Source organism: Streptomyces sp. AP-93 (genome assembly GCF_022808175.1).
In the GTDB taxonomy this organism is placed as follows: Bacteria; Actinomycetota; Actinomycetes; order Streptomycetales; family Streptomycetaceae; genus Streptomyces.
In genome coordinates this window covers 135,669-158,765 of sequence record NZ_JALGBX010000009.1, presented here as the reverse complement: position 1 = coordinate 158,765, position 23,097 = coordinate 135,669, and the positions used below count along the sequence as shown (strand labels likewise).

The following is a 23,097-nucleotide window of genomic DNA, read 5'->3' as shown; positions in this document are numbered from 1 at the left end:
CCGACTCGGGCCCGGTCAGGCCGGGTTCAGCGGCTTGGTCATGCAGCGGCTGGAGTCGTGGAAGCGGTAGTGGCCGAATTTGGCGTCCGTCAGGGTGTAGCCCTCGGAGAGGTAGAGGGCGATGGCCTCCGGCTGCTGGTCGCCGGTTTCCAGGGCCATGCGCAGGCGGCCGGCCGCGCGGGCGTCCGCTTCCAGGGCGGCGAGGATGCGGCGGGCCAGGCCCAGGCCGCGGGCCTCGGGGACCACGTACATGCGCTTCAGCTCGGCGTCGCCGTCCGCGTAGCCCTCGTCGTTGGCCTCGTGGCCGCGCCAGCCGCCGCTGGCTATCGGGGTGCCCGAAGCGTCGTAGGCGAGGAGGTAGAGGCCCTGCGGCGGGGCGAACATCGCCGGGTCGAGGAAGGTGACGTCGCCCTCGCCGTCGTAGCGCTCCTGGTATTCGATCTGTACTTGGTCGTTGAGCTTGACCGCGTCCGGGTGGTCGTACGGAACGGCGCGGAGCTGTATCTCCTGAGACATCCGAACAGCGTACGGAACGCTCCGGCTATCGTGCAGGGATGTTCTCTGTGACCTCCGTAAACGTGAATGGAATCCGCGCTGCCGCCAAGAAGGGGTTCTCCCCGTGGCTCGCCGGGTCCGACGCCGACGTCGTCTGCCTGCAGGAAGTACGGGCCGAGGAGGGGCAGATTCCGGACGAGGTGCGGGCGCCCGAGGGGTGGCACACCGTGTTCGCGCCGGCCGCCGCCAAGGGGCGGGCCGGGGTCGCGGTGTACGCGCGGCGGGAGCCGGAGCGGGTGCAGGTCGGCTTCGGGAGCGAGGAGTTCGACACGAGCGGGCGGTACCTGGAGATCGACCTGCCGGGTGTGACCGTCGCCAGCCTCTACCTGCCCTCCGGGGAGGCCGGGACCGAGAAGCAGGACGAGAAGTACCGGTTCATGGGGGAGTTCCTCGGCTATCTGAAGGAGCTCAAGGCGCGGGCCGCCGCGGACGGCCGGGAGGTCGTCGTGTGTGGCGACTGGAACATCTGCCATCGCGAAGTTGATCTGAAGAACTGGAAGACCAACCGGAAGAACGCCGGCTTCCTGCCCGAGGAGCGCGAGTGGCTCGGGCAGGTGTACGACGCCGCCGGGTACGTCGACGTGGTGCGCAGCCTGCACCCGGACACCGAGGGGCCGTACTCCTGGTGGTCCTACCGCGGGCGGGCCTTCGACAACGACGCCGGCTGGCGGATCGACCTGCAGGTGGCGACGCCGGGGCTGGCCGCCAAGGCCGTCAAGGCGTTCGTGGAGCGGGCCGAGACGCACCCCGAGCGGTGGTCCGACCACGCGCCCGTGACCGTGGTCTACGAGCTCGGCGTCTGAGGGGACGAGGGCAGAGAGGTGCCCGGGGCCGGCGGGCGCAGGCGGTCCATGGCCATCGTGAGTTCCGCCTCGACCACGCTCTTGGCCAGGGGGCGCAGGCGCGGGACGGCTTCCTCCGAGATGTGCGTGGTGATGAGGTCCGCGAACAGGGCCGCCATCGCGTCCGCGTGCTCGCGGACCCGGCGGCCCGCCTCCAGGACGGCCGAGAGCGGTACGCCCTCGCGGACCAGGGCCGAGGAGACGTCCAGGAGCCGGCGGCTGACGTGGACGATCTCCTCGCCGTCGGTGGCGAGGTAGCCGAGGTCGAGCGAGGCCGCCAGGTTCTCCGGGGTGACCTCGCCCTCGAAGTAGTCGGCGAGGGCCTCGGGCGTCAGGCGGACCGGGGTCTCCTCGGACCAGCCGATGCCGAGCAGCTCACCCAGCTGGCCGACGTCGCGGCCGTTTTCGAAGGCGACGGTCAGCTCGGCTATCCCGCCGAGCGTGTGCCCGCGCTCCAGGAGGGCGGCGATGGTGTGCAGCCGGGCCAGGTGGTGGTCGTCGTACCAGGCGATGCGGCCCTCGCGGCGGGGCGGCGGCAGGAGCTTGCGCTCCCGGTAGAAGCGCAGGGTGCGTACGGGTATGCCGGCGGCCTCGGCCAGCTCTTCCGTGCGGTATTCGCGCACTGTGGTCCCTGCTCCTGTGGCTCGGGTGGGTGGCGCTGCGTCCTGCGTCGCATTGTGCGGCACGTGGGCAGCCTAGGGCGTACTGCCGGTAACTTTCCCGGCGCGACCCCTACCCATGAGTACGGGGCTGCTCTACTCTCCCGATTGTGCCAGTGATTGCTGGCAGCATCCGAGTGGGCTTTGGCATCGGCATCCGAAGGTGGCTGGCATGGGCGGTGGCATGGACGGGCGCGAGCAGGAGCGCGAGCACGTACGCGTGGCGGTGATCGGGTCCGGGTTCGGCGGGCTGGGCGCCGCGGTGCGGCTGCGGCGCGAGGGGATCACGGACTTCGTCGTGCTGGAGCGCGCCGACTCCGTCGGCGGTACCTGGCGGGACAACAACTACCCCGGGTGCGCCTGCGACGTGCCCTCCCATCTGTATTCGTTCTCCTTCGCCCCCAATCCCGACTGGCCCCGCACCTTCTCGGGGCAGCCCGCGATCAGGGAGTACCTGGAGCACGTCGCCGACACCTTCGGGCTGCGCCGCCACATCCGGCTGAACCACGAGGTCCGCATGATGCGGTGGGACGCCGACGGGATGCGGTGGGAGATAGAGACCTCGGGCGGGGACCTCACCGCCGACGTGGTCGTCTCCGCCACCGGGCCGCTGTCGGACCCGAAGATGCCGGAGATACCCGGACTGGCCGGCTTCCCGGGCAAGGTCTTCCACTCCGCCCGCTGGGACCACGACTACGACCTGCGCGGCAAGCGCGTCGCCATGATCGGTACGGGCGCCTCCGCCATCCAGATCGTGCCCGCCATCGCGCCCGAGGTGGAGCGGCTCACCCTCTTCCAGCGCACCCCGCCGTGGGTGATGCCGCGCACCGACCGGGCGATCACCTCGGTGGAGCGCTGGCTGCACCGCCAGCTGCCCTTCACCCGGGCGGCCCGCCGCGGGCTGCTGTGGGGGATACGGGAACTCCAGGTCAGCGCCTTCACCAAACGGCCGGGCCAGCTGGGGCTGATCGAGTCCCTCGCCAAGGCGAACATGGCGCGCTCGATCAAGGACCCGGAGCTGCGGGCCAAGCTGACGCCCTCGTACCGCATCGGCTGCAAGCGGATCCTGCTGTCGAGCGAGTACTACCCGGCGCTCGCCCGGACCAACGTGGACCTCGTGGCCTCCGGGCTCAAGGAGATCCGGGGTTCGGTGCTGGTGGCGGCCGACGGGACCGAGACCGAGGTCGACGCGATCGTCTTCGGCACCGGCTTCCACGTCACGGACATGCCGATCGCCGACCGGGTGGTGGGCGTGGACGGCAAGACCCTCGCGGAGGTCTGGAAGGACGGGATGCAGTCCCTGCGCGGGGCGACCGCGGCGGGCTTCCCGAACTGGATGACGATCATCGGGCCGAACACCGGGCTCGGGAACAGCTCGATGATCCTGATGATCGAGTCGCAGCTGAACTACATGGCGGACTACATGCGCCAGCTCGGCGTCCTCGGTGGAAGCGGTTCGGGCGGGAAGGTCGCCCTCGCCGCCCGGCCGTCCGCGGTCAACGCCTGGAACCGGCAGGTGCAGGTCCGGATGGAGCGGACGGTGTGGAACACCGGCGGCTGCACCAGCTGGTACCTCGACGCGCAGGGCCGCAACACCACGGTCTGGCCGGGCACCACCGGGGAGTTCCGCAAGGAGACCCTGGGCGTGGACCTGGGCGAGTACGAGGTCGTACGGGTCCGGGAGCGCGAGCGGGAACGGGTCCCGGTGGCCGGTGCGGCCGAAGCCGTGCAGGAGGGGGCCGCGTGAGCCGCCTGACGCACGTGACCGCGGGGCCGTACGCCCCGCCGGCCGCCCGCCGGGAGCTGGTCGCCACCTCCGCCGACGGTTCGCGCCTGCACGTCGAGGTGCACGGCGAGGACGGAGCCCCGGCCGTCGTGCTCGCGCACGGCTGGACCTGTTCCACCGCCTTCTGGGCCGCGCAGATACGGGCCCTGTCCACCGGACACCGGGTCATCGCCTACGACCAGCGGGGCCACGGCCGCAGCCCCGCGGGCTCCGTGTCCGGCTACGGCACCGCCGCCCTCGCCGACGACCTGGTCGCCGTCCTGGGGGCCACCCTCGCCCCCGGCGAGAAGGCCGTCATCGCGGGCCACTCCATGGGCGGGATGACGGTCATGGCCGCCGCCGCCCGGCCGGAGTTCGCCGAACACGCCGCGGCCGCGCTGCTGTGCAGCACCGGCAGCGGCCGGCTGGTCGAGGAGGCGCAGGTCCTGCCGTGGCGCGCCGGCCGCGCGAGGACCCGTATCACCGGGGCGGTCCTGGGATCCCGGGCCCCGCTCGGGCCCGTCACGCCCGTCGCCCGCAAGGTGCTGAAGTACGCCACGATGGGCCCCGGCTCCGCGCCCGACAAGGTCGAGGCCTGCGCGCGGATCGTCCACGCCTGCCCCACCCGGGTGCGGCACGCCTGGTCCGGGGTGCTGGCCGCCCTGGACCTGGACGCGCAACTGGCCGCGCTCACCGTGCCCACCGCCGTCCTCGGCGGCAAGAGCGACCGGCTGACGCCGATCGTGCACGCCCGGGGGCTGGCCGCCGCGCTGCCGAACTGCGTGGGGCTCACCGAACTGACCGGGGTGGGGCACATGAGCCCGATCGAGGCCCCGGAGGCCGTCACCGCCGCCGTGCGCGAGCTCGCCGAGGCGTATGTCGCACGCTCCGCCGTCAGCCGCTGCGACACCAACCGTCCCGCGAAGGAGAAGACCCCGTGAGTGCCCGTAGGAGTCTGGAAGGCCAGGTCGCCGTCGTCACGGGGGCCGCGCGCGGGGTCGGCGAACTGCTCGCCCGCAAACTGTCCGCACGCGGCGCGAAGGTGGCCCTCGTGGGCCTGGAGCCCGAGGCCCTCAAGGAGGTCTCCGAGCGACTGCACACCGACAGCGACCACTGGTACGCCGACGTCACCGACCACGAGGCCATGGCCCGGGTGGCGCAGGAGGTCAAGCAGCGCTTCGGCAAGGTGGACATCGTCGTCGCCAACGCGGGCGTCGCCTCCGGCGGACCCTTCGTGGACTCCGACCCCGATGCGTGGCGCCGGGTCATCGAGGTCAACCTCATCGGCGGGGCCGTCACCGCCCGCGCCTTCCTGCCCGTACTGATGGAGAGCCGCGGCTACTTCCTGCAGATCGCCTCCCTCGCGGCGATCACCCCGGCTCCGATGATGACCGCCTACTGCGCCTCCAAGTCCGGGGTCGAGGCCTTCGCGCACTGCCTGAGCGCCGAGGTCGGCTACAAGGGGGTCAAGGTGGGCGTCGGCTACCTGTCCTGGACCGACACCGACATGGTGCGCGGCGCCGACCAGGACGAGGTCATGCGCGAACTGCGCCAGCGGCTGCCGTGGCCGTCGAACCGGACCTACCCGCTGGGGCCGGCCGTCGACCGGATCGTGGCGGGCATCGAGCGCCGCTCCGCCCACGTGTACGCCCAGTGGTGGCTGCGCGGCATGCAGGGGTTCCGCGGGTACCTGCCCGGGATCATCTCGGCAGTCGGACAGCGCGAGATGAAGCGGTTCGAGCCGCGACTGGCCAGTGTTTCCAAGGGACTTGTGGGGGCCGGCGGGGCCGCGGACGAGCAGGAGCGCAGCCCCGGTCGCTGACCGGAATGCGAGGAATGTCCACCTGGGTGAGACTGGTCGGGTTCCCCTTACCGAACACCGCTACAGGAGTGAGGACACATGGGTATCAAGGACCAGTTCCAGGACAAGGCCAAGGAACTCGCGGAGAAGGCGAAGGCCTCCGGCAAGCAGGACGAGGTCTCCGAGCGCGCCTCGCAGGCCGTCGACCAGGCCAAGGACAGGGCCCGCGAACCCTTCGACGGGACCGTCGAGAACTTCGACAAGTAGCGGCAAGTAGTCGAGTAGCAGTACCTGACAGCACGTGCTGAGGGGTGCGACCCGCCGTCCAGGGTCGCACCCCTCACGCATGTCCTACGGTCGCCCGCCAAGCCCGCCCCGCCCGCTCACCCCCGCGGCGGAAGCTTCGGCCGGCGCCGGTCCGGTACGTCCGTGTAGCCGGGCGGCACCGCCGCCGGGTCCTGTTCCAGCAGCTCCAGTGCCAGGTGCACCGCGTCGTCGAGCTGCGCGTGCCGCCCCTCCGCCCAGTCGAGCGGGGTGCGCAGGATCGGCAGGTCGGGCTCCACGCCCTGGTTCTCCACGGACCAGCCGTACTCGGGGAACCAGGCCGCGTTCATCGGCACCGTGATGACCGTGCCGTCGCCCAGCGTGTGCCGGCCGGTCATGCCGACCACCCCGCCCCAGGTGCGCTGCCCGACGACCGGGCCGAGCCCCAGCAGCTTGAAGGCGGCCGTGATCATGTCCCCGTCGGAGGAGGTCGCCTCGTCGGCCAGGGCCACGATCGGGCCCCGGGGCGCGTTGGAGGCGTAGGAGACGGGCTGCGCGTTGCGGGTGAGGTCCCAGCCGAGGATCGAGCGGGTCAGCTTCTCGACCACCAGCTCGCTGATGTGCCCGCCGGCGTTGCCGCGTACGTCCACGAGCAGGGCCGGCTTGGACATCTCGGCGCGCAGGTCGCGGTTGAACTGCGCCCAGCCGGAGCCGCCCATGTCGGGGATGTGCAGGTAGCCGCACCTGCCGTCGCTGATCTCCCGGACCACGGCCCGGCGTTTGGCCACCCAGTCCTGGTAGCGCAGCGGCCGTTCGTCGATCAGCGGGACGACCGCCACCCGGCGGGAGCGGCCCTGTCCCTCGGCGGGCTCGAAGGTGAGCTCCACGGTGGTGCCGCCGGCCGCCGACAGCAGCGGGTGGGGCCCGGCGACCGGGTCCACCGGACGGCCGTCCACGTGGGTGAGGACCGCGCCCTCGCGGATCCCGGTGCCCGCGAGCGGAGAGCGGGCCTTGGAGTCGGAGGACTCGCCGGGCAGGATCCGGCCGACGACCCAGGACCCGTCGCGGGGGAAGAGGTTGGCGCCGAGCAGGCCGATGGCCCGCTGGTAGTGCGGGGGGCCTTCGTTGCGGCGGGCCGGGGACACGTACGCGTGCGAGGTGCCGAGCTCGCCGAGGACCTCGCGCATCAGGTCGGCGAACTCGTCGGGGGAGGCCACCCGTTCGACCAGGGAGCGGTACTGGCGCAGCACCCCGTCCCAGTCGATGCCGCACATCTGCGGTTCCCAGAAGTAGGCGCGGATGAGCCGCCCCGCCTCCTCGTAGGCCTGGCGCCACTCGGCCGCCGGGTCCACCTCGTGCAGGATGCGCCGCAGGTCCAGGTAGACGGTGGAGTCGCTGTCGCCCGACTCGGTCGCCGGGACCGCGCGCAGGTCGCCGTCTTCGTTGACCACGAGCCGGGTGCCGTCTCCGCTGACCGCGAACCAGTCCAGCCCGGAGGCCAGCTCCGTCTTGCGGGCCTTGGTGAGGTCGAAGTACTCCAGCGTCGGCTTGCCGCTGACGTCGGCCGGGTTCGCGAAGGTCTCGCCGAGCGCGCCCGAGATCGGCCAGCGCAGCCACACCAGCCCGCCGCCGTGCACCGGGTACAGGGCCGAGTACTTGGAGGCCGACACCGGGAAGGGGGTGACCCGGCTCTCCAGCCCTTCCACCTCGACGGTCACCGCACCGTCGCCTTCGCTGGATTCGCTCTCCACCGGGTCGAGGCCGCCCGCCGCGGGACGGCCGTCGGGGGAGAAGGCGAAGGGGGAGGGGGTGGCCGAGGACAGCGGCACCAGGTACGGGCGGCAGCCCAGCGGGAAGGACAGGTCGCCGGTGTGCACGTCGTAGACCGGGTCGAAACCGCGCCACGACAGGAAGGCGAGGTAGCGCCCGTCCCGGGTGAAGACCGGATTCTCGTCCTCGAAGCGGCCGTTGGTGACGTCCACGATCGTGCGCGCGCCGGGCCCGGAGATCCGGGCCATCTTGATCTGGCGCAGCGAGCGGCCGATGCCCGGGTGCGACCAGGTCAGCCAGCAGCCGTCGGGGGAGAAGGCGAGGTCGGTGACGGGCCCGTTCTCGGACCGGATCAGCTCGCTCGCCTCCCCGTTGGACTCCTCGGTGGCGTCGATGAGGAGCAGCCGGCCGTCGTTGGAGGCGATCGCGAGCCGTTCCCCGTCCGGATCGGAGAGCAGTTCCAGTACGCGGCCCAGCGCGCCCGAGGCGAGCCGGCGCGGCTCGCGGTCGCCCGAGGCGCGGGGGAGGTAGGCGATCTCGATCGCGTCCTCGCCCTCCGCGTCGGTCACGTACGCCACCTGCCCGCCGCTGCCGAGCATCTCGGGCAGCCGGACCCGTACTCCCGGGGTGTCGGCGATGGTGCGGGCGGGCCCGTCGCGGTGCGTGAGCCAGTACAGGCTGCCGCGCACGACGACGGCGCTGGCCCGCCCGGTGGCGTCGACGGAGAGGGAGTCGACGTGGCTGGCGGCCGGGACCTGGTAGGTACGGCGGCCCGCGCGGGGGCCGCCGAGGCGGACCTCCAGCTTGCGCGGGGAGGCGCCCGGGGCGAGCGACTCGACGATCCACAGGTCGCCGGCGCACTGGTAGACGATCCGGGAGCCGTCGCTGGAGGCGTGCCGGGCGTAGAACTCCTCGTGGTCGGTGTGCCGGCGCAGGTCCGTGCCGTCGGGCAGGCAGGAGTAGAGGTTGCCGATGCCCTCGTGGTCGGAGAGGAAGGCGATCCGGCCGCCCACGAACACCGGGGAGTCCAGGTGGCCCTCGATGCCCTCCAGCAGCCGCTCGCCGTGCAGCCACAGCCGGCCGGTGGCGCCGCCGCGGTAGCGCTTCCACGCGGCGGGCTCGTGCGGGGGCTTGCCGGTCAGCAGCAGGGTGTGCCGCTCGCCCCCCTCCTCGGCGTGCATCTGGATGTCGGAGACCGGCCCCCAGGGGAGCCGGCCGCCGGGGCTGCCGTCGGTGGGGAGGGTGTACGCCCAGGCGAAGTAGGAGAAGGGCTGGCCGTGCGAGGAGACGGCCAGGATGTCGCTGCGGCCGTCCTTGTCGGGCGGGGTCCAGCCGCAGACCCGGGTGTCGGTGGAGCCCCAGTAGCTGAGGCGGCGCGCCGGGCCGCCCGCGACGGGGGCGAGGTGGATCTCTGGATCGAGGCTGCGCCAGGTGGTGAAGGCGATGTGCTTTCCGTCGGGGGAGAACCGGGGGTGGCCCACCCGGGTCCGGTCGACGGTGATCCGCCAGGCCCGGCCGGCGGGCTCTCCGGGAGGAACCAGGGGCGCCACCCAGAGGTCGTCCTCGGTGGCGAAGCACAGCAGATCGTCGTGGAGATGGGGGAACCGGAGGTACGCCGCGTCGTGACTCACCCCCCAATGCTTTCCGCGCGGAGGGGGGCTGGCAACTCGTACAGGTGATCCATGGGGCTTCCCGAGGGGGCGGCGGCCGGCGGGTGGGGCGTGACCGACACCACTCCCCAAGCGAAACGGAACGGTTTCGTTTCGCTTGGCTGCGGGGTATGGTCGATCCGTACGAAACGGTTTCGTTCGGTGGGGCACGGTCGGGAGGAGATGCCGAAATGGTCGAAGAGGTCATGTCGCGTCGCACCCGGATCACCCCCGAACGGGAAGCCGAACTCCACGGAGCGGTCCTCGACCTCCTGCGTGAGGTCGGCTACGAGGCGCTGACCATGGACGCGGTCGCCGCCCGTACGAAGTCCAGCAAGGCCACCCTCTACCGCCAGTGGGGGAGCAAGCCCGAGCTGGTCGCGAAGGCCCTGCGCTGCACCCAGCCGGTCTCCCTGCGGGAGATCGACACGGGCAGCATCCGCGGGGACTTCGGGGTCATGATCGAGAACTCCGACGACGCCCAGATGGCGAAGGACACCGCGCTGATGCGGGGCCTGACCCACGCGGTGCACGAGAGCCCCGAGCTCCACAAGGCGCTGCGGGACCTGCTGGTCGATCCGGAGATCAACGGCCTGCAGCAGATGCTGCAGAGAGCCGTGGACCGGGGTGAGATCGCCCCGGACTGTCCGGCCCTGGCCTTCGTGCCGCACATGCTCATCGGGGCGTTCATCGCCCTCCCGCTCATCGAGGACCGGTCCGTCGACCGGACCTTCCTCGGTGATTTCATCGACGCCGTGGTCTTCCCCGCCCTCGGCGTCTGACCCTGCCCGTGCACGCATGCCCGGCTGCTCACCCGGCAGCCGCCGCCCGCGCTGTCCCCGCGCTCGATTCCTGCCTCTCCTGACACGCCGCTCTCGTCGTCGGAACGGCATTCCATGCCCTGATCCATCCCACGACCCGAACGGGAGAACCACCGACGTGGCCACCTTCCTTTACCGCCTCGGCAGAGGCGCCTTCCGGCGCCGCCGATTCGTCGCCCTCGTCTGGGTGGCGCTGCTGTTCGTCGCCGGCTTCGGCGCGGCAACCGCGTCCACGCCCACCTCAGGCTCCTTCTCCATACCCGGTACGGAGGCCCAGAAGGCCTTCGACCTGCTGGACCAGCGCTTCCCGGGGATGGCCGCCGACGGCGCCACCGCCCGCATCGTGATCAAGGCCCCGGCCGGCGAGAAGGTCGACTCCGAGGCCGTCAAGCCCCAGGTCGAGAAGATCGTCAGCGAGCTGAAGGACGGTCCGGGCAAGGACCAGATCTCCTCGGTCACCAGCCCGTACGAGGCCAAGGCCGTCAGCCAGGACGGCTCCACCGCCTATGTGAGCGTCAAGTACAAGGTCAGCGGCATGGAGCTGACGGACGCCACCCGCGAGGCCCTCACGGAGTCCGCCACGGCCGCCAAGGCCGACGGCCTGAACGTCCAGATCGGCGGCGACGCCCTGCAGGCCGCCCCCGAGACGGGCTCCGGCGAGATCATCGGCATCGCGGTCGCCGCGATCGTCCTCGTCATCACCTTCGGCTCGCTCATCGCCGCGGGACTGCCGCTGCTGACCGCGCTGATCGGCGTGGGCATCGGCATCTCCTCCATCACCGCGCTGGCCAACGTGCTGGACCTCGGCTCCACCACCTCCACCCTCGCGATGATGATCGGCCTCGCCGTCGGCATCGACTACGCCCTCTTCATCGTCTCCCGCTACCGCGCGGAGCTCGCCGAGGGCCGTGAGCGCGACGAGGCCGCCGGACGCGCCGTCGGAACCGCCGGTTCCGCCGTGGTGTTCGCCGGTCTGACCGTGGTCATCGCCCTCGTGGGCCTGGCCGTCGTCAACATCCCGATGCTCAGCAAGATGGGCTTCGCCGCCGCCGGCACCGTGGTCCTCGCCGTCCTCGTCGCCCTGACGCTGGTCCCGGCCCTGCTCGGGTTCGCCGGCAAGAAGGTGCTGCCCGCCGGTACGAAGTCCCGCTTCCTCGGCAAGGCCAAGCCGGTCGCCGAAGGCGCCGAGCCCAAGCCCAACGGCGGTACCCGCTGGGCCCGCTTCATCCTGCGCCGCCCCGTCATGGTGCTGCTCGCGGGCGTGATCGGCCTCGGCATCATCGCGATCCCGGCGAGCAGGCTGGAGATGGGCCTGCCGGACGACGGCGCCCAGCCGGTCTCCACCACGCAGCGCCAGGCGTACGACATGCTCTCCGAGGGCTTCGGTCCCGGCTTCAACGGCCCCCTGATGGTCGTCGTGGACGGGGACAAGGCGCTCGCCGACCAGACGGTCGAGCGGATCAAGGTCCTGGACGGCGTGGCCGCGGTCATGCCGGCCACCCAGAACGAGGCCAAGGACGCCGCCGTCATCTCGGTCATCCCGAAGGACCGGCCGTCCTCCGTGCAGACCGAGGACCTGGTCCACGAGATTCGCGAGGGCAGCGACAGCGGCAAGGTGTTCGTCACCGGCGCGACCGCGATGAACATCGACTTCTCGCAGAAGATGAACGACGCGCTGCTGCCCTACCTGGCACTCGTCGTCGGCCTCGCCTTCCTGCTGCTGATGCTCGTCTTCCGCTCGATCCTGGTCCCGCTCAAGGCGGCCCTCGGCTTCCTGCTCTCGGTGGTCGCCGCCCTCGGCGCCGTCGTGGCGGTCTTCCAGTGGGGCTGGCTCGGCTCGCTCTTCGGGGTGGAGCAGACCGGCCCGATCATGTCGATGATGCCGATCTTCATGGTCGGCGTGGTCTTCGGTCTGGCCATGGACTACGAGGTCTTCCTGGTCACCCGCATGCGTGAGGCGTACGTCCACGGGGAGCGGCCGGGCCAGGCCGTCGTCACCGGGTTCCAGTACAGCGCCCGGGTGGTCGTGGCCGCGGCCGTCATCATGATCGCGGTGTTCTCCGGCTTCATGGGCGCCAGCGACCAGATGGTGAAGATGATCGGCTTCGGCCTGGCCATCGCCGTCGTCTTCGACGCCTTCGTCGTCCGCATGACCATCGTCCCGGCCGTCCTCGCGCTGCTCGGCCACAAGGCCTGGTGGCTGCCGAAGTGGCTCGACCGGATCCTGCCGAACGTGGACGTGGAGGGCGAGAGCCTGCGCAAGCACCTCGGGGAGTCCGACGGCGGCTCCGGTCCCGACAAGGACCGCGAGATGGCCAACGTCTGACCCTTCGGTCGCCGGCAGTAGGCACGCAGTACGTACGCAGAACGTACGCAGAACGCACGCAGAACGGCCCCGCACCTCTCGGTGCGGGGCCGTTCCGCGTGACCGGGCCTCCCGGATCGGGCGGGCCCGGCTGGGCCTAACGGGTGGCCGCGGGCGAGGGCGCGTACGTACGGCGCAGGAAGCGGCGCAGCGCGGCGATGTCGAACTGGACCACCGCGACGCCCTCCGGCGAGTGGAATTCGACGACGGCCTGGACGCGCCCGCAGGGCCAGACGCGTACGTCGCCGGTCCCGGTCGGGGCCTGGAGGCCGGCCTCCAGGAGGGCGCGGGGGAAGACCCACTCGTTGTCGGTGCCCTCGGGGGAGAGGTCGGCGGGGAAGACGATCCGTACGGCCAGCGGCTCGGCGGGGACGAAGCGCAGGGAGACCGGGATGGCCCGGTAGAGCGGGTCGTCGGTGATCACTCGGGCGCGCACACGTTCTTCGACGAAGGGGCCTTCGAGGAAGGGGGCCTCGACGAGGGGGGCCGGGGCGGTCGCGGCCCGGGTGGCGGTGGCACCTGCGGATGGATTCTCGGCGGCGGCTGACATCGACAAGACTCCTCGAATCGGAACATTTGCGTCCGTATTGACCCCAGCCTCGCACATTCCCACGAATCCGCGCGGAGCTATTTGTGATGCGTCCGCTCTTGCCAAGCGTTCGCAAGAAGGCCCTATTCTTGAACGGTTAAAGATTTTGTCAGGTCAACGGACCGTTCGCCGGACCGCAGGAAGCGGAGCAGAACCATGCATGTGCCCGACGGCTTCATCGATGCCCCCGTCTCCATTGCCGCAGGTGTCGCCGCCGCCGGAGCCGTGGCGGTCAGCCTCCGCGGCGCCCGCCGGGAGCTCGACGAGCGCACCGCGCCCCTCGCCGGCCTCGTCGCCGCCTTCATCTTCGCCGTACAGATGCTCAACTTCCCCGTCGCGGCCGGAACAAGCGGCCACCTTCTGGGAGGTGCGCTCGCGGCGATCCTCGTCGGGCCCTACACAGGCGTGCTGTGCGTGTCCGTGGTCCTGCTCATGCAGGGCCTCCTGTTCGCCGACGGCGGCCTGACCGCCCTCGGCGTCAACGTCGTCACCATGGGCGCCGTCACCGTGGTCGTCGCCTACGCCGTCTTCCGCGGGGCGGTCAAGCTGCTGCCCGCCGGCCGCGGCTCGGTCACCGTCGCCGCCTTCGCCGGAGCCATGCTCTCGGTGCCCGCGTCGGCCGCCTTCTTCACCCTCCTCTTCGGCCTCGGCGGCACCACCGACGTCCCGCTGGTCAAGGTGTTCGGCGCCATGGTCGGAGTCCACGTCCTCATCGGCATCGGCGAGGCCGTCATCACCGCCGCGACCGTCGGCGCCGTGATCGCCGTCCGCCCCGACCTCGTCCACGGCGCCCGCGGCCTGAGCACCCCGCTGAAGCTGCGCGTCGGCGGCGAACTGGTCGACGCCCCCGCCGCCCCGGCCGCCGCGCCCGTCGCCGCCCGCTCCACGAAGCCCGTCTGGATCACCGGCCTGGTCGCCGCGCTGGCCCTGGCCGGCATCGTCTCCTTCTACGCCTCCGCCAGCCCCGACGGACTGGAGAAGGTCGCCGCGGACCACGGCATCGACCAGAAGGTCACCGAGCACGCGGCCGCCGGCTCCCCGCTCGCCGACTACGGCGTCAAGGACGTCTCCGACGCCCGCCTCTCCGGCGGCCTCGCCGGAGTCATCGGCGTGGGCGCGACCGTCGTCGTCGGCACCGGCGTGTTCTGGACCGTCCGCCGGCGCCGCAGCGCCGACCTGACCGCCGCCTCCACGGCCGTACCGGCCGCCTGACATGGGCGCGGGCCACGCCCACAAGCTCTACCGGGCCGGGAACTCCCCGGTCCACCAGCTGCCGCCGCACTGCAAGCTCGCCGCGACCTTCGGCTTCGTGATCGTCGTCGCGTCCACACCGCGCGAGGCGGTGTGGGCCTTCGGCCTGTACGCCCTGCTCATCGCGGCGGCCGCGGCCGTGGCCCGGATCCCAGCCGGCTTCCTGCTGCGCCGGCTCCTGATCGAGGTGCCCTTCGTCGCCTTCGCCGTCCTGATGCCCTTCGTGGCCCAGGGCGAGCGGGTGGAGGTCCTCGGCATGTCGCTCAGCGTCTCCGGCCTCTGGGGCGCCTGGAACGTCCTGGCCAAGGGCACCCTCGGCGTGGCCGCGTCCGTGCTCCTGGCCTCCACCACCGAGCTGCGGGCCCTGCTGCTGGGCCTGCAGCGGCTCAAGCTGCCGCCGCTGCTCGTCCAGATCGCCTCCTTCATGATCCGGTACGGGGACGTCATCAACGACGAGCTGCGCCGGATGTCCATCGCCCGGCGCTCCCGCGGCTTCGAGGCGCGCGGGATCCGGCACTGGGGGGTCCTCGCGAAGACCGCCGGAGCCCTGTTCATCCGCTCCTACGAGCGCGGCGAGCGGGTCTACCTCGCGATGGTCAGCCGCGGTTACGCCGGCTCGATGCCGGTGATCGACGAGGTGACGGCCACCCGCACGCAGTGGGCGTACGCGGCCGCACTCCCGGTGACGGCGCTCGCCGTCTGTCTGATGGGCTGGACCTTGTGAACGACCCCGTGAACGCACCCCACCCCGCCACCCCGCCCTCGCTGGAAGTCGCCGGCCTCGCCTACGCCTACCCCGACGGCCACCAGGCACTCTTCGGGGTCGACCTCACGGTCGGGCACGGGGAGCGGGTGGCGCTGCTCGGGCCCAACGGCGCCGGCAAGACCACCCTGGTGCTGCACCTCAACGGCATCCTGGCCGGCGGCGTCGGCTCCGTGAGCGTGGCCGGGCTGCCCGTGGAGAAGCGCAACCTCGCCGAGGTCCGCCGCCGGGTCGGCATCGTCTTCCAGGACCCCGATGACCAGCTGTTCATGCCGACCGTCCGGGAGGACGTGGCCTTCGGCCCGGCCGCCGCCGGACTGCGCGGCGCCGAGCTGGAGGAGCGGGTGCGGGGCGCCCTGGAGCAGGTCGGGATGGCCGCCTTCGCGGACCGGCCCCCGCACCACCTCTCCTTCGGGCAGCGCCGCCGGGTCGCGGTGGCGACCGTACTGGCCATGCGGCCCGAGATCCTCGTACTGGACGAGCCGTCCTCCAACCTGGACCCGGCCTCGCGCCGCGAGCTCGCGGACATCCTGCGCTCGCTGGACGTCACCGTGCTGATGGTCACCCACGACCTGCCCTACGCGCTGGAGCTCTGCCCGCGCGCGGTGATCCTCAGCGAGGGGACCATCGTGGCGGACGGCAGGACCCAGGACGTGCTGTGCGACGAGGAGCTGATGCGGGCGCACCGGCTGGAGCTGCCCTTCGGCTTCGACCCGCGCTCAGTATCGGTGGGATGAGCACAGCGGTGGGATGAGCACAGCGGTGGGATGAGCACAGCGGTGGCATAAGCGCCGGTCGGAGGTTGTTGCACACCCCGTGGACATCAAGGGTGTGGTGGTGGAGGGCTTCGAGCCCGTCAGGGACGCGTTCGTCCGCAACTTCCAGGTCCTCGGGGACCGGGGCGCGGCGGTGGCCGTGTACCGGGACGGGCGCAAGGTCGTGGACCTCTGGGGCGGTACCAAGGACGCGAACGGTACGGAGCCCTGGGCCGAGGACACCGCGCAGATCGTCCGCTCCGCGACCAAGGGCGTGGCCGCCGCCGTACCGCTGCTGCTCCAGCAGCGCGGACTGCTGGACCTGGACGCGCCGGTGGGTTCGTACTGGCCGGAGTTCAAGGCGGGCGGCAAGGAGCGGACCCGGGTCCGGGACCTGCTCGCGCACCGCGCGGGAGTACCGGCCCTGGATCGCGGACTGACCGTGGCCGAGGCCGCCGACGGGGTCAGTGGACCGCGCGCGGTCGCCGCGCAGCAGGCCTTCTGGGAGCCCGGCACCGAGCACGGCTATCACGCGCAGACCTTCAGCTGGCTGCTGTCCGAGCTGGTGCTGCGGGCGACCGGTCGCTCGCTGGGGGGCGTCTGGGCCGAGGAGATAGCGGAGCCGCTGGGCATCGACTTCTGGATCGGGCTGCCGCAGACCGAGGCCCACCGGGTGGGCCGGGTCGCGCCGGTCGATCCGCCGGAGGGCGCCGGCACGCTCAGGACCCGGCCGAGGCGAAACGTTTCCGAGGCCTACGCCGACCCGGACTCCCTCACCCGCCGCGCCTTCGCGGCCATCGACCCGCTGCCCGACGAGAACGACCCCGCCTACCGGGCGGCCGAGCTGCCCGCCTCGGCGGGCATCGGCACGGCCCGCGCACTGGCCCGCTTCTACGCGGCCACCATCGGGGTGGTGGAGGACGGCGCCCGGATCTTCACCCCGGCCACGACGGCGCTGGCCGCGCGGGAGTTCTCCGCCGGGCCGGACCGGGTGCTGGTGGTCAACACGCGATTCGGGCCCGGCTACATGCTGCACGGGCCTTCCTCGCCGCTGCTGTCCCCGGCGTCGTTCGGGCATCCGGGGCGCGGTGGCTCCCTGGCCTTCGCGGATCCGGAGGCGGGGATCGGATTCGGCTACGTCACCAACGCGCACGCGAAGTCGGTCACCGCGGACCCTCGGGCCCAGGCCCTGATCCGCGCGCTGCGGTCTGCGCTGTAGCGGGGGGCCGCTGCGCGGAGCTTTCCCCCACCCCGCCCCTTCCCGAAACCGGGCTTTGCCCGGACCCGGTCCTCAAACGCCGGACGGCTGAAAGAAGTGCGTCGCGGGGGTCCGGTGGGGAGCGCTAGCGTGCGGGGATGACGACCATCGCGCATCCGCTCTTCGCCGAAGCACTCGCCGCCCTGGGGCTTGATCCGGGTGTGCGGAGCTTCCCCGACGGGACCCGGACCGCCGCCGACGCGGCCACCGCGATCGGCTGCGAGCTCAGCCAGATCGTGAAATCGCTGATCTTCGCGGCCGACGGGGTCCCCGTCCTGGTGCTCATGGACGGGGCGTCCCGGGTGGACGTGGAGGCGGTGCGCCGCGAGCTCGGCGCGGGCGCCGTGACCCGGGCGGACGCGGCCCTGGTCCGGGAGACCACGGGCTACGCCATCGGCGGGGTGCCGCCGTTCGGGCACCGCACCCGCACCCGGGTCCTCGCGGACCGCTCCCTGCTGGCCCACGAGGTGGTCTGGGCGGCCGCGGGGACCCCGCACACGGTGTTTCCCATGGACCCGCGCGAGCTGATCCGGCACGCGGGGGCCGCGCTGGCCGACGTACGGGAGGGCTGAGCGCCGGAGCTGTCACAGGCCCGTGCAGGGCGGCCGCCGCGTGCAGGCGCGACAGGCCGGCCGACGGACGGAGTCCGGCGCAGCGGCGCGAAGCCGAGGAGGCCCGCCAGGGCCGACGCGTGCGAGCGGCGCGTCAAAAGGAGAGGACGGCCGCCACGATCGGGCCCGCCGCGTCGCCGCCGTGGCCGCCGCCCTCGACCATCGCCGCGGCCGCCACGTCGCCGCTGAAGCCGGTGAACCAGCTGTCCGGGTTCTGCGCCCCGTCGACCTCCGCCGAGCCGGTCTTCGCGCCCTTGTCGGAGCCGTGGACCGCGGACATCGCCCCCTGGGCCGTGCCCCCGGTGGCCGTCAGCTTCATCATCCGCACCAGCTGCGCGGCCACCGACGGCTTCATCTTCCGGGTGGCCTTGGCGAGCGTGCGGCCGTCCAGCGAGGCCTTGACGACCACCGGCTGGCGGAACACCCCGGTGCGGGCGGTCGCCGTGATCGAGGCCATCGTCAGCGGGTTCATCTGGATCTGGCCCTGGCCGATGTACGCGGCGGCCGCCGCCGGACCGGTCGCGTCCGGGACCTTGCCGTCGACGGTGGGCACGCCGACCTTCCACTCGATGCCCTCGCCGATGCCGAAGACCTCACGGGCCTCCTTCGGGAGCGCGTCGTCGTCGTCGACCGGCTTGATCTGCTTGATGAAGGCGGTGTTGCAGGACTGGGCGAAGCTCGTCGCGAAGGTCTCCCCGTCGAGCTTGAAACCCTTCAGGTTCGTGAAGGCCTTGCCCTCCCACGTCACCTCCGCCGGGCATTCGGCGACCCGGTCCGCCGCCACCAGACCCCGGTCGAGCAGCATCGCGCCGGTCACGATCTTCATCGTGGAGCCGGGCGCGCGGGCTCCGCTGAGGGACGCGGGAAAGCCGTCCCCGCGGTGGTCGGCGACGGCCAGGACGTTCCCGGTACTCGGCTGGACGGCGACCACCGAGGCCTGCGGGAACTTCAGGACCGCCTTCTCGGCCGCCGCCTGGACGTCCGCGTCCAGGACGGTCTCGATCTGCCCCGCCTTCCCCTCGACCAGCGTCAGCAGGGTCCGCCGGGGTGCGTCCTGGGCGGCCGGCTCGATCCACAGCTCGGCGCCGACCTTGCCGCCCTGCCGCTCCCCGTACGTCTTGCGCAGGCTGTCGAGCACCGGGCGCAGCGACGGGTACTTCTCCGCCGTCAGCTCCCTGCCCTTGCGGTCGACGGCCTTGACCGGCGGGTTGGCCGGGGCGCCGCCGCGCAGCTTCTCGCCCTTCTGCAGCTCCGGGTGGAGCACCGAGGGCTCCCAGTCGACGAGCGGCAGCCCGGTGGTGTTGCCGCGGACCACGGTCAGCTTGGACTCGTAGGAGAGGGGCTTGGTGACACCCTCGTAGGTGACCTCCGCCGCGACGGAGTACGCCACCGTGGTCCCGGTCTGGGAACCGGGGGTGATCGCGACCTTGGACACGTAGGCCTTGGCCGTGAAATCACCGAGGGCGCCCTGCGCCTCCGCCGGATTGTTCGTCAGGTCGGCCCCCGCCCGGGCGTCCCCGGCCGCCCACGCGGCGAAGAACGCCTTGGCGGTCGCCGCGGCGTCCTTGTCGCCGACCGGCCCACTGCCCTTGGCGGGCACCGCCGGGCCGGTCGTGCTCGTGCTCTGCGCGTCGCTGTCGCGGGCGTCCCCCACCAGCGAGTACACCCCGTATGCGGTCCCGCCCACCATCGCGAGGAACGCCCCGCCGACGATGGCACCCTTTGCAGCCCCGTTCATCCCTCTCCCCGTTCCCGTGTGTCCCGCCCCCGGCCCCTGAACGCTGAACACGTTCAAGGAGTCCGTGGAGTAGACCTTACGTCGAACAGACAAACGGTTCAGGGGTTTGGTTGTCCTGGGCGCCCGGGATCACAGCGGTCCCGCTATACCCAGGTTTCCAGCCACATCCGGTTCTGCCAGGAATCCATCGGGATGGTCTGGCCGGTGTAGATCGGCCAGAAATAGATGAAGTTCCACACGATCAGGAGCACCAGCACGCCCGCCGCCACCGCCCCCAGGGCGCGGCGGCGTTCCGAGGAGCCGGCCGGGCCCAGCAGGGCGCCGATCATCATGGCCACCGCCAGGCACAGGTACGGGACGAAGACCACCGCGTAGAAGAAGAAGATGGTCCGCTCCTGGTAGTTGAACCAGGGCAGCAGGCCCGCGCCCAGCGCGCACGCGATCGCGCCCGCCCGCCAGTCGCGGCGGAAGAACCACCGCCACAGCACGTACAGCAGCGCGAAGCAGCCCGCCCACCACAGCAGCGGCGTGCCGAGCGCCAGCACCTCGCGCGCGCACTTGGCGGTCTCCGTCGCCGGGCAGCCGTCGGTGCCGGGTGCGGGGGACTCGTAGAAGTAGGAGACGGGACGGCCCAGGACCAGCCAGCTCCACGGGTTCGACTCGTAGGTGTGGCCCGAGGTCAGGCCCACGTGGAACTTGTAGACCTCCGTCTCGTAGTGCCACAGGCTCCGCAGCCACTCCGGCAGGAAGGACCACGTGCTGTTCTGGTCGTTCTTGGCGGCCCAGTCGCGGAAGTAGCCGCCCTTGCCGTTGTCGGGGGAGAGGATCCAGCCGAGCCACGAGGCCACGTAGACCGAGATCGCCACGGGGACCAGGGAGAGGAAGCCGGGCACGTTGTCGTGGCGCATCATCGCCGCGTACGGGGTCCCCGCGCCCGCCGTGCGGCGCGCGGCCACGTCCCACATGACCATGATCACGCCGAAGAAGGCCAGCACGATCAGGCCGTTCCACTTCGTGCCGAAGGCCAGGCCCAGGCAGACCCCGGCCAGCAGCCGGTACGGGCGCCAGCCCAGCTTCAGCGTCTCCGCGATCCGGGCGTCCGGGCGGGTCCGCCCCTCCTCGTCCACCGGGAGCGCCGCCGCGAGCCGGGCCCGCACCTTGTCCCGGTCGATCACCAGCGATCCGAAGGCCGCCAGCACGAAGAACATCAGCACCAGGTCGAGCAGCGCGGTCCGGCTCATCACCAGGTGCAGCCCGTCCACCGCCAGCAGGAGACCGGCCAGGCAGCCCAGGAAGGTCGAGCGGAACAGCCGCCGCCCGATGCGGCACAGCATCAGTACGGACAGCGTGCCGAGCAGCGCGGTCATGAACCGCCAGCCGAACGGGTCGAAGCCGAACATCCACTCGCCCAGGCCGATCACCCATTTGCCGACCGGCGGGTGCACGACGTAGCCCGGGTCCAGCGGGAGGGAGACCCCGTCGGGGTTGGCGAGGATCGACTTGTCGATGTCCTTGGGCCAGCTCGCCTCGTAGCCCTGCTTGACCGTGGCCCAGGCGTCCTTGGCGTAGTACGTCTCGTCGAATATCACCGCCTTCGGGCTGCCCAGATGGGCGAACCGCAGCACTCCCGCGACCAGCGCCACCAGCAGCGGACCGGCCCACGCCAGCACCCGCTCCCAGCGCTCCGCCGCGGCCGGCCCGATCCCCAGCTGCGCCCACAGCTGGGCGGAGGGCCGTGCGTACGGGGGCACCAGGCGGGTGCGCACGTCCGACTGCCGCTTCGCCCCGGCGGGCGGAACGTAGCCGAAGCCGCGCAGGCGGCGCAGCCAGGCGGACGGCTGGTCGGCGGGGTCCGGGCCGGGCCCGTCCTCGGTGGCGGGCGGGGCCCCCGCAGGGCTGGGCGGCGGCGTCGCGGTACTGGTCACCGGCACATCGTAGGGAACGACCCTGTGCCGGACCCAGGGGGTCGGGAGTGTGGGGCGCGGCGGTTGGGGCGGCTGAGAGGATGGGGCGGTGACCACTGACCAGCCCCGCTCCGCCGAAGCCCCCGCCCCGGCCCCCTCCACGGCGTCATCCTCCGACGTGCACGGGGCGGGCGTCCTCGTCCTCGCCGGGACGCCCATCGGCGACCTCGCCGACGCCCCGCCGCGGCTCGCCTCCGAGCTGGAGCGGGCCGACGTGATCGCCGCCGAGGACACCCGTCGGCTGCGCAGGCTGACGCAGGGTCTCGGCGTGCACACCACCGGGCGCGTCCTGTCGTACTTCGAGGGCAACGAGTCCGCGCGGACCCCCGAACTGGTCGAGGCCCTGGAGGCCGGCAAGCGCGTCCTGCTGGTCACGGACGCCGGCATGCCCTCGGTCTCCGACCCCGGCTACCGGCTCGTCGCCGCCGCCGTGGAGAAGGACATCAAGGTCACGGCCGTCCCCGGGCCCTCCGCCGTCCTCACCGCGCTGGCCCTCTCCGGGCTGCCCGTCGACCGCTTCTGCTTCGAGGGCTTCCTGCCGCGCAAGGCCGGCGAGCGCCTCGGCAAGCTCCGCGAGCTCGCCGCCGAGCGCCGCACCCTCGTCTACTTCGAGGCCCCGCACCGGCTCGACGACACCCTGGCCGCGATGGCCGAGGTCTTCGGCGCCGACCGGCGCGCCGCCGTCTGCCGCGAGCTGACCAAGACCTACGAGGAGATCAAGCGCGGCGGGCTCGGCGAGCTGGCCGCCTGGGCCGCCGAAGGCGTGCGCGGGGAGATCACCGTGGTCGTCGAGGGCGCCTCGGCCGCGGCCCCCGGCGATGTGGACGCCGAGGAGCTCGTGAACCGGGTACGGGTGCGCGAGGAGGCGGGGGAGCGGCGCAAGGAGGCCATCGCGGCGGTCGCGGCCGAGGCCGGGGTACCCAAGCGCGAGGTGTTCGACGCGGTCGTCGCGGCAAAGAACGCGGCACAAAAGTCGCCGTCGGTCGGTAAAGAGCTAACCTGAAAAGCAAAGCTCAGACCGCGCACCGGGCGCTTGGGGCATGACTCGCCCAAGGACCGTCCAACAGTAGACAGGGCCTGATGCGCTCCCGCCGGAAGAGGCGTCCACTGGCAATGGCAGCAGTGGAACAAGAGGAGCTGGCATGAGTGAGATCGCCGAACCCCGACCCCGTCCCCAACCCGCCGGACCCAGCGCTTCAACCGTCGCCGCACCGGCCGCACCGGCCGTCCCTGCGACGGGGGCGGGTCCCGAGGCCGTGCCGACCGTGCACGAGGCGTACTCCTTCGCGTGCATGAAGTGCGGATACGGCTGGGAGCAGGGATACGAGATAGAGCACCACACCGACGGCCGGGGCCTGCCGTTCATCGTCTACAAGGCGGCCGGCGAGCGGGTCCCCTCCCCCCTGTCCAACCCGACCTGCATGAACTGTGGCGGCCACGTGGTGCGGATCATGCGGGAGGGCCAGGTCGAGTCGGTCATCGGCATGCTCGACCAGCTCTACCACCACCGCGCGGCCCCGGGGATCGCCGGCCCGGTGCCCGCCGGGTACACCGCAAGGGCCCCAAAGCCCCCCAAGCCCCGCAAGGCGTCCCTGCACGACGCCCCCGGCCCGGTCCACGTGGAACGGCCCGGCCTGATGGCCCGGCTGCTGGGGTTCTTCCGCCGGTCATAAGATC

General features: G+C 72.1%; 20 protein-coding genes. 14 read left to right on the top strand and 6 right to left on the bottom strand.

The window, feature by feature from the left end; genetic code table 11:
- Nucleotides 1-15: 15 nt before the first annotated feature.
- Entirely contained in the window at nt 16-516 is a 501-nt protein-coding gene (locus tag MTF69_RS17090; protein ID WP_243335348.1) for a GNAT family N-acetyltransferase, read from the bottom strand.
- 38 nt (nt 517-554) lie between these two features.
- On the opposite strand from MTF69_RS17090, the gene MTF69_RS17085 reads away from it, so the two are divergent.
- Nucleotides 555-1,358: an exodeoxyribonuclease III gene (locus MTF69_RS17085; protein ID WP_243335346.1), complete on the top strand. Its 804-nt coding sequence runs from the start codon at nt 555-557 to the stop codon at nt 1,356-1,358.
- Here the strand turns inward: MTF69_RS17085 and MTF69_RS17080 are convergent.
- A complete protein-coding gene (locus MTF69_RS17080) occupies nt 1,340-2,020 on the bottom strand; it encodes a MerR family transcriptional regulator (RefSeq protein WP_243335344.1) in 681 nt (226 codons plus the stop codon). The genes MTF69_RS17085 and MTF69_RS17080 overlap by 19 nt on opposite strands.
- Before the next feature lie 208 nt (nt 2,021-2,228).
- Between MTF69_RS17080 and MTF69_RS17075 the strand changes: the two genes are divergently transcribed.
- From MTF69_RS17075 to MTF69_RS17060, 4 genes are all read left to right on the top strand, one after another.
- Nucleotides 2,229-3,803 (top strand): flavin-containing monooxygenase, encoded by a 1,575-nt coding sequence (locus MTF69_RS17075; protein WP_374323222.1) that lies wholly within the window; start codon nt 2,229-2,231, stop codon nt 3,801-3,803.
- Nucleotides 3,800-4,762 carry an alpha/beta fold hydrolase gene (locus MTF69_RS17070; RefSeq protein WP_243335342.1) on the top strand — a complete coding sequence of 321 codons (963 nt, stop codon included), beginning with the start codon at nt 3,800-3,802 and terminating at the stop codon, nt 4,760-4,762. The genes MTF69_RS17075 and MTF69_RS17070 overlap by 4 nt, the downstream gene beginning before the upstream one ends.
- The gene (locus tag MTF69_RS17065) at nt 4,759-5,643 is read left to right on the top strand and encodes an SDR family oxidoreductase (RefSeq protein ID WP_243335340.1); all 885 of its coding nucleotides are present in this window, start codon (nt 4,759-4,761) and stop codon (nt 5,641-5,643) included. Before MTF69_RS17070 ends, MTF69_RS17065 begins: the two co-directional genes overlap by 4 nt.
- A 78-nt stretch (nt 5,644-5,721) precedes the next feature.
- Nucleotides 5,722-5,889, top strand: a complete 168-nt coding sequence (locus MTF69_RS17060; protein WP_243335336.1) for a hypothetical protein — start codon at nt 5,722-5,724, stop codon at nt 5,887-5,889.
- 116 nt (nt 5,890-6,005) lie between these two features.
- Here the strand turns inward: MTF69_RS17060 and MTF69_RS17055 are convergent, their stop codons facing one another.
- Entirely contained in the window at nt 6,006-9,287 is a 3,282-nt protein-coding gene (locus tag MTF69_RS17055; protein WP_243335335.1) for a S41 family peptidase, read from the bottom strand.
- A 209-nt stretch (nt 9,288-9,496) separates the two neighbouring features.
- Between MTF69_RS17055 and MTF69_RS17050 the strand changes: the two genes are divergently transcribed.
- Nucleotides 9,497-10,087, top strand: a complete 591-nt coding sequence (locus MTF69_RS17050) for a TetR/AcrR family transcriptional regulator (protein WP_243335333.1) — start codon at nt 9,497-9,499, stop codon at nt 10,085-10,087.
- Between the two features lie 157 nt (nt 10,088-10,244).
- Complete coding sequence (locus tag MTF69_RS17045; protein ID WP_243335331.1) at nt 10,245-12,452, top strand: MMPL family transporter; 2,208 nt, start codon at nt 10,245-10,247, stop codon at nt 12,450-12,452.
- Nucleotides 12,453-12,588: 136 nt separating this feature from the next.
- On the opposite strand, the gene MTF69_RS17040 is transcribed toward MTF69_RS17045, so the two are convergent.
- Complete coding sequence (locus MTF69_RS17040) at nt 12,589-13,041, bottom strand: SsgA family sporulation/cell division regulator (RefSeq protein ID WP_243335329.1); 453 nt, start codon at nt 13,039-13,041, stop codon at nt 12,589-12,591.
- A 195-nt stretch (nt 13,042-13,236) separates the two neighbouring features.
- On the opposite strand from MTF69_RS17040, the gene MTF69_RS17035 reads away from it, so the two are divergent.
- The 5 genes from MTF69_RS17035 to MTF69_RS17015 all read left to right on the top strand — a co-directional run bounded on the left by MTF69_RS17035 (nt 13,237) and on the right by MTF69_RS17015 (nt 17,679).
- Entirely contained in the window at nt 13,237-14,292 is a 1,056-nt protein-coding gene (locus tag MTF69_RS17035) for an energy-coupling factor ABC transporter permease (RefSeq protein ID WP_243335327.1), read from the top strand.
- Nucleotide 14,293: 1 nt separating this feature from the next.
- The gene (cbiQ, locus tag MTF69_RS17030) at nt 14,294-15,055 is read left to right on the top strand and encodes a cobalt ECF transporter T component CbiQ (RefSeq protein WP_243335325.1); all 762 of its coding nucleotides are present in this window, start codon (nt 14,294-14,296) and stop codon (nt 15,053-15,055) included.
- Nucleotides 15,056-15,063: 8 nt separating this feature from the next.
- Entirely contained in the window at nt 15,064-15,831 is a 768-nt protein-coding gene (locus tag MTF69_RS17025) for an energy-coupling factor ABC transporter ATP-binding protein (RefSeq protein ID WP_243335321.1), read from the top strand.
- 79 nt (nt 15,832-15,910) lie between these two features.
- Nucleotides 15,911-17,068 carry a serine hydrolase domain-containing protein gene (locus MTF69_RS17020; RefSeq protein ID WP_243335319.1) on the top strand — a complete coding sequence of 386 codons (1,158 nt, stop codon included), beginning with the start codon at nt 15,911-15,913 and terminating at the stop codon, nt 17,066-17,068.
- A gap of 137 nt (nt 17,069-17,205) precedes the next feature.
- Complete coding sequence (locus MTF69_RS17015) at nt 17,206-17,679, top strand: YbaK/EbsC family protein (RefSeq protein WP_243335316.1); 474 nt, start codon at nt 17,206-17,208, stop codon at nt 17,677-17,679.
- A gap of 133 nt (nt 17,680-17,812) precedes the next feature.
- On the opposite strand, the gene MTF69_RS17010 is transcribed toward MTF69_RS17015, so the two are convergent.
- Together MTF69_RS17010 and MTF69_RS17005 are read right to left on the bottom strand one after the other, a co-directional pair.
- Nucleotides 17,813-19,456, bottom strand: a complete 1,644-nt coding sequence (locus MTF69_RS17010; protein WP_243335315.1) for a penicillin-binding transpeptidase domain-containing protein — start codon at nt 19,454-19,456, stop codon at nt 17,813-17,815.
- Between the two features lie 143 nt (nt 19,457-19,599).
- On the bottom strand, nt 19,600-21,381 hold the full coding sequence (locus tag MTF69_RS17005) for a dolichyl-phosphate-mannose--protein mannosyltransferase (RefSeq protein ID WP_374323216.1): 1,782 nt from the start codon (nt 21,379-21,381) through the stop codon (nt 19,600-19,602).
- Between the two features lie 157 nt (nt 21,382-21,538).
- Between MTF69_RS17005 and rsmI the strand changes: the two genes are divergently transcribed.
- Together rsmI and MTF69_RS16995 are read left to right on the top strand one after the other, a co-directional pair.
- On the top strand, nt 21,539-22,423 hold the full coding sequence (gene rsmI / locus MTF69_RS17000) for a 16S rRNA (cytidine(1402)-2'-O)-methyltransferase (protein ID WP_243335635.1): 885 nt from the start codon (nt 21,539-21,541) through the stop codon (nt 22,421-22,423).
- 289 nt (nt 22,424-22,712) lie between these two features.
- The gene (locus MTF69_RS16995; RefSeq protein WP_243335633.1) at nt 22,713-23,093 is read left to right on the top strand and encodes a hypothetical protein; all 381 of its coding nucleotides are present in this window, start codon (nt 22,713-22,715) and stop codon (nt 23,091-23,093) included.
- Nucleotides 23,094-23,097: the final 4 nt, after the last annotated feature.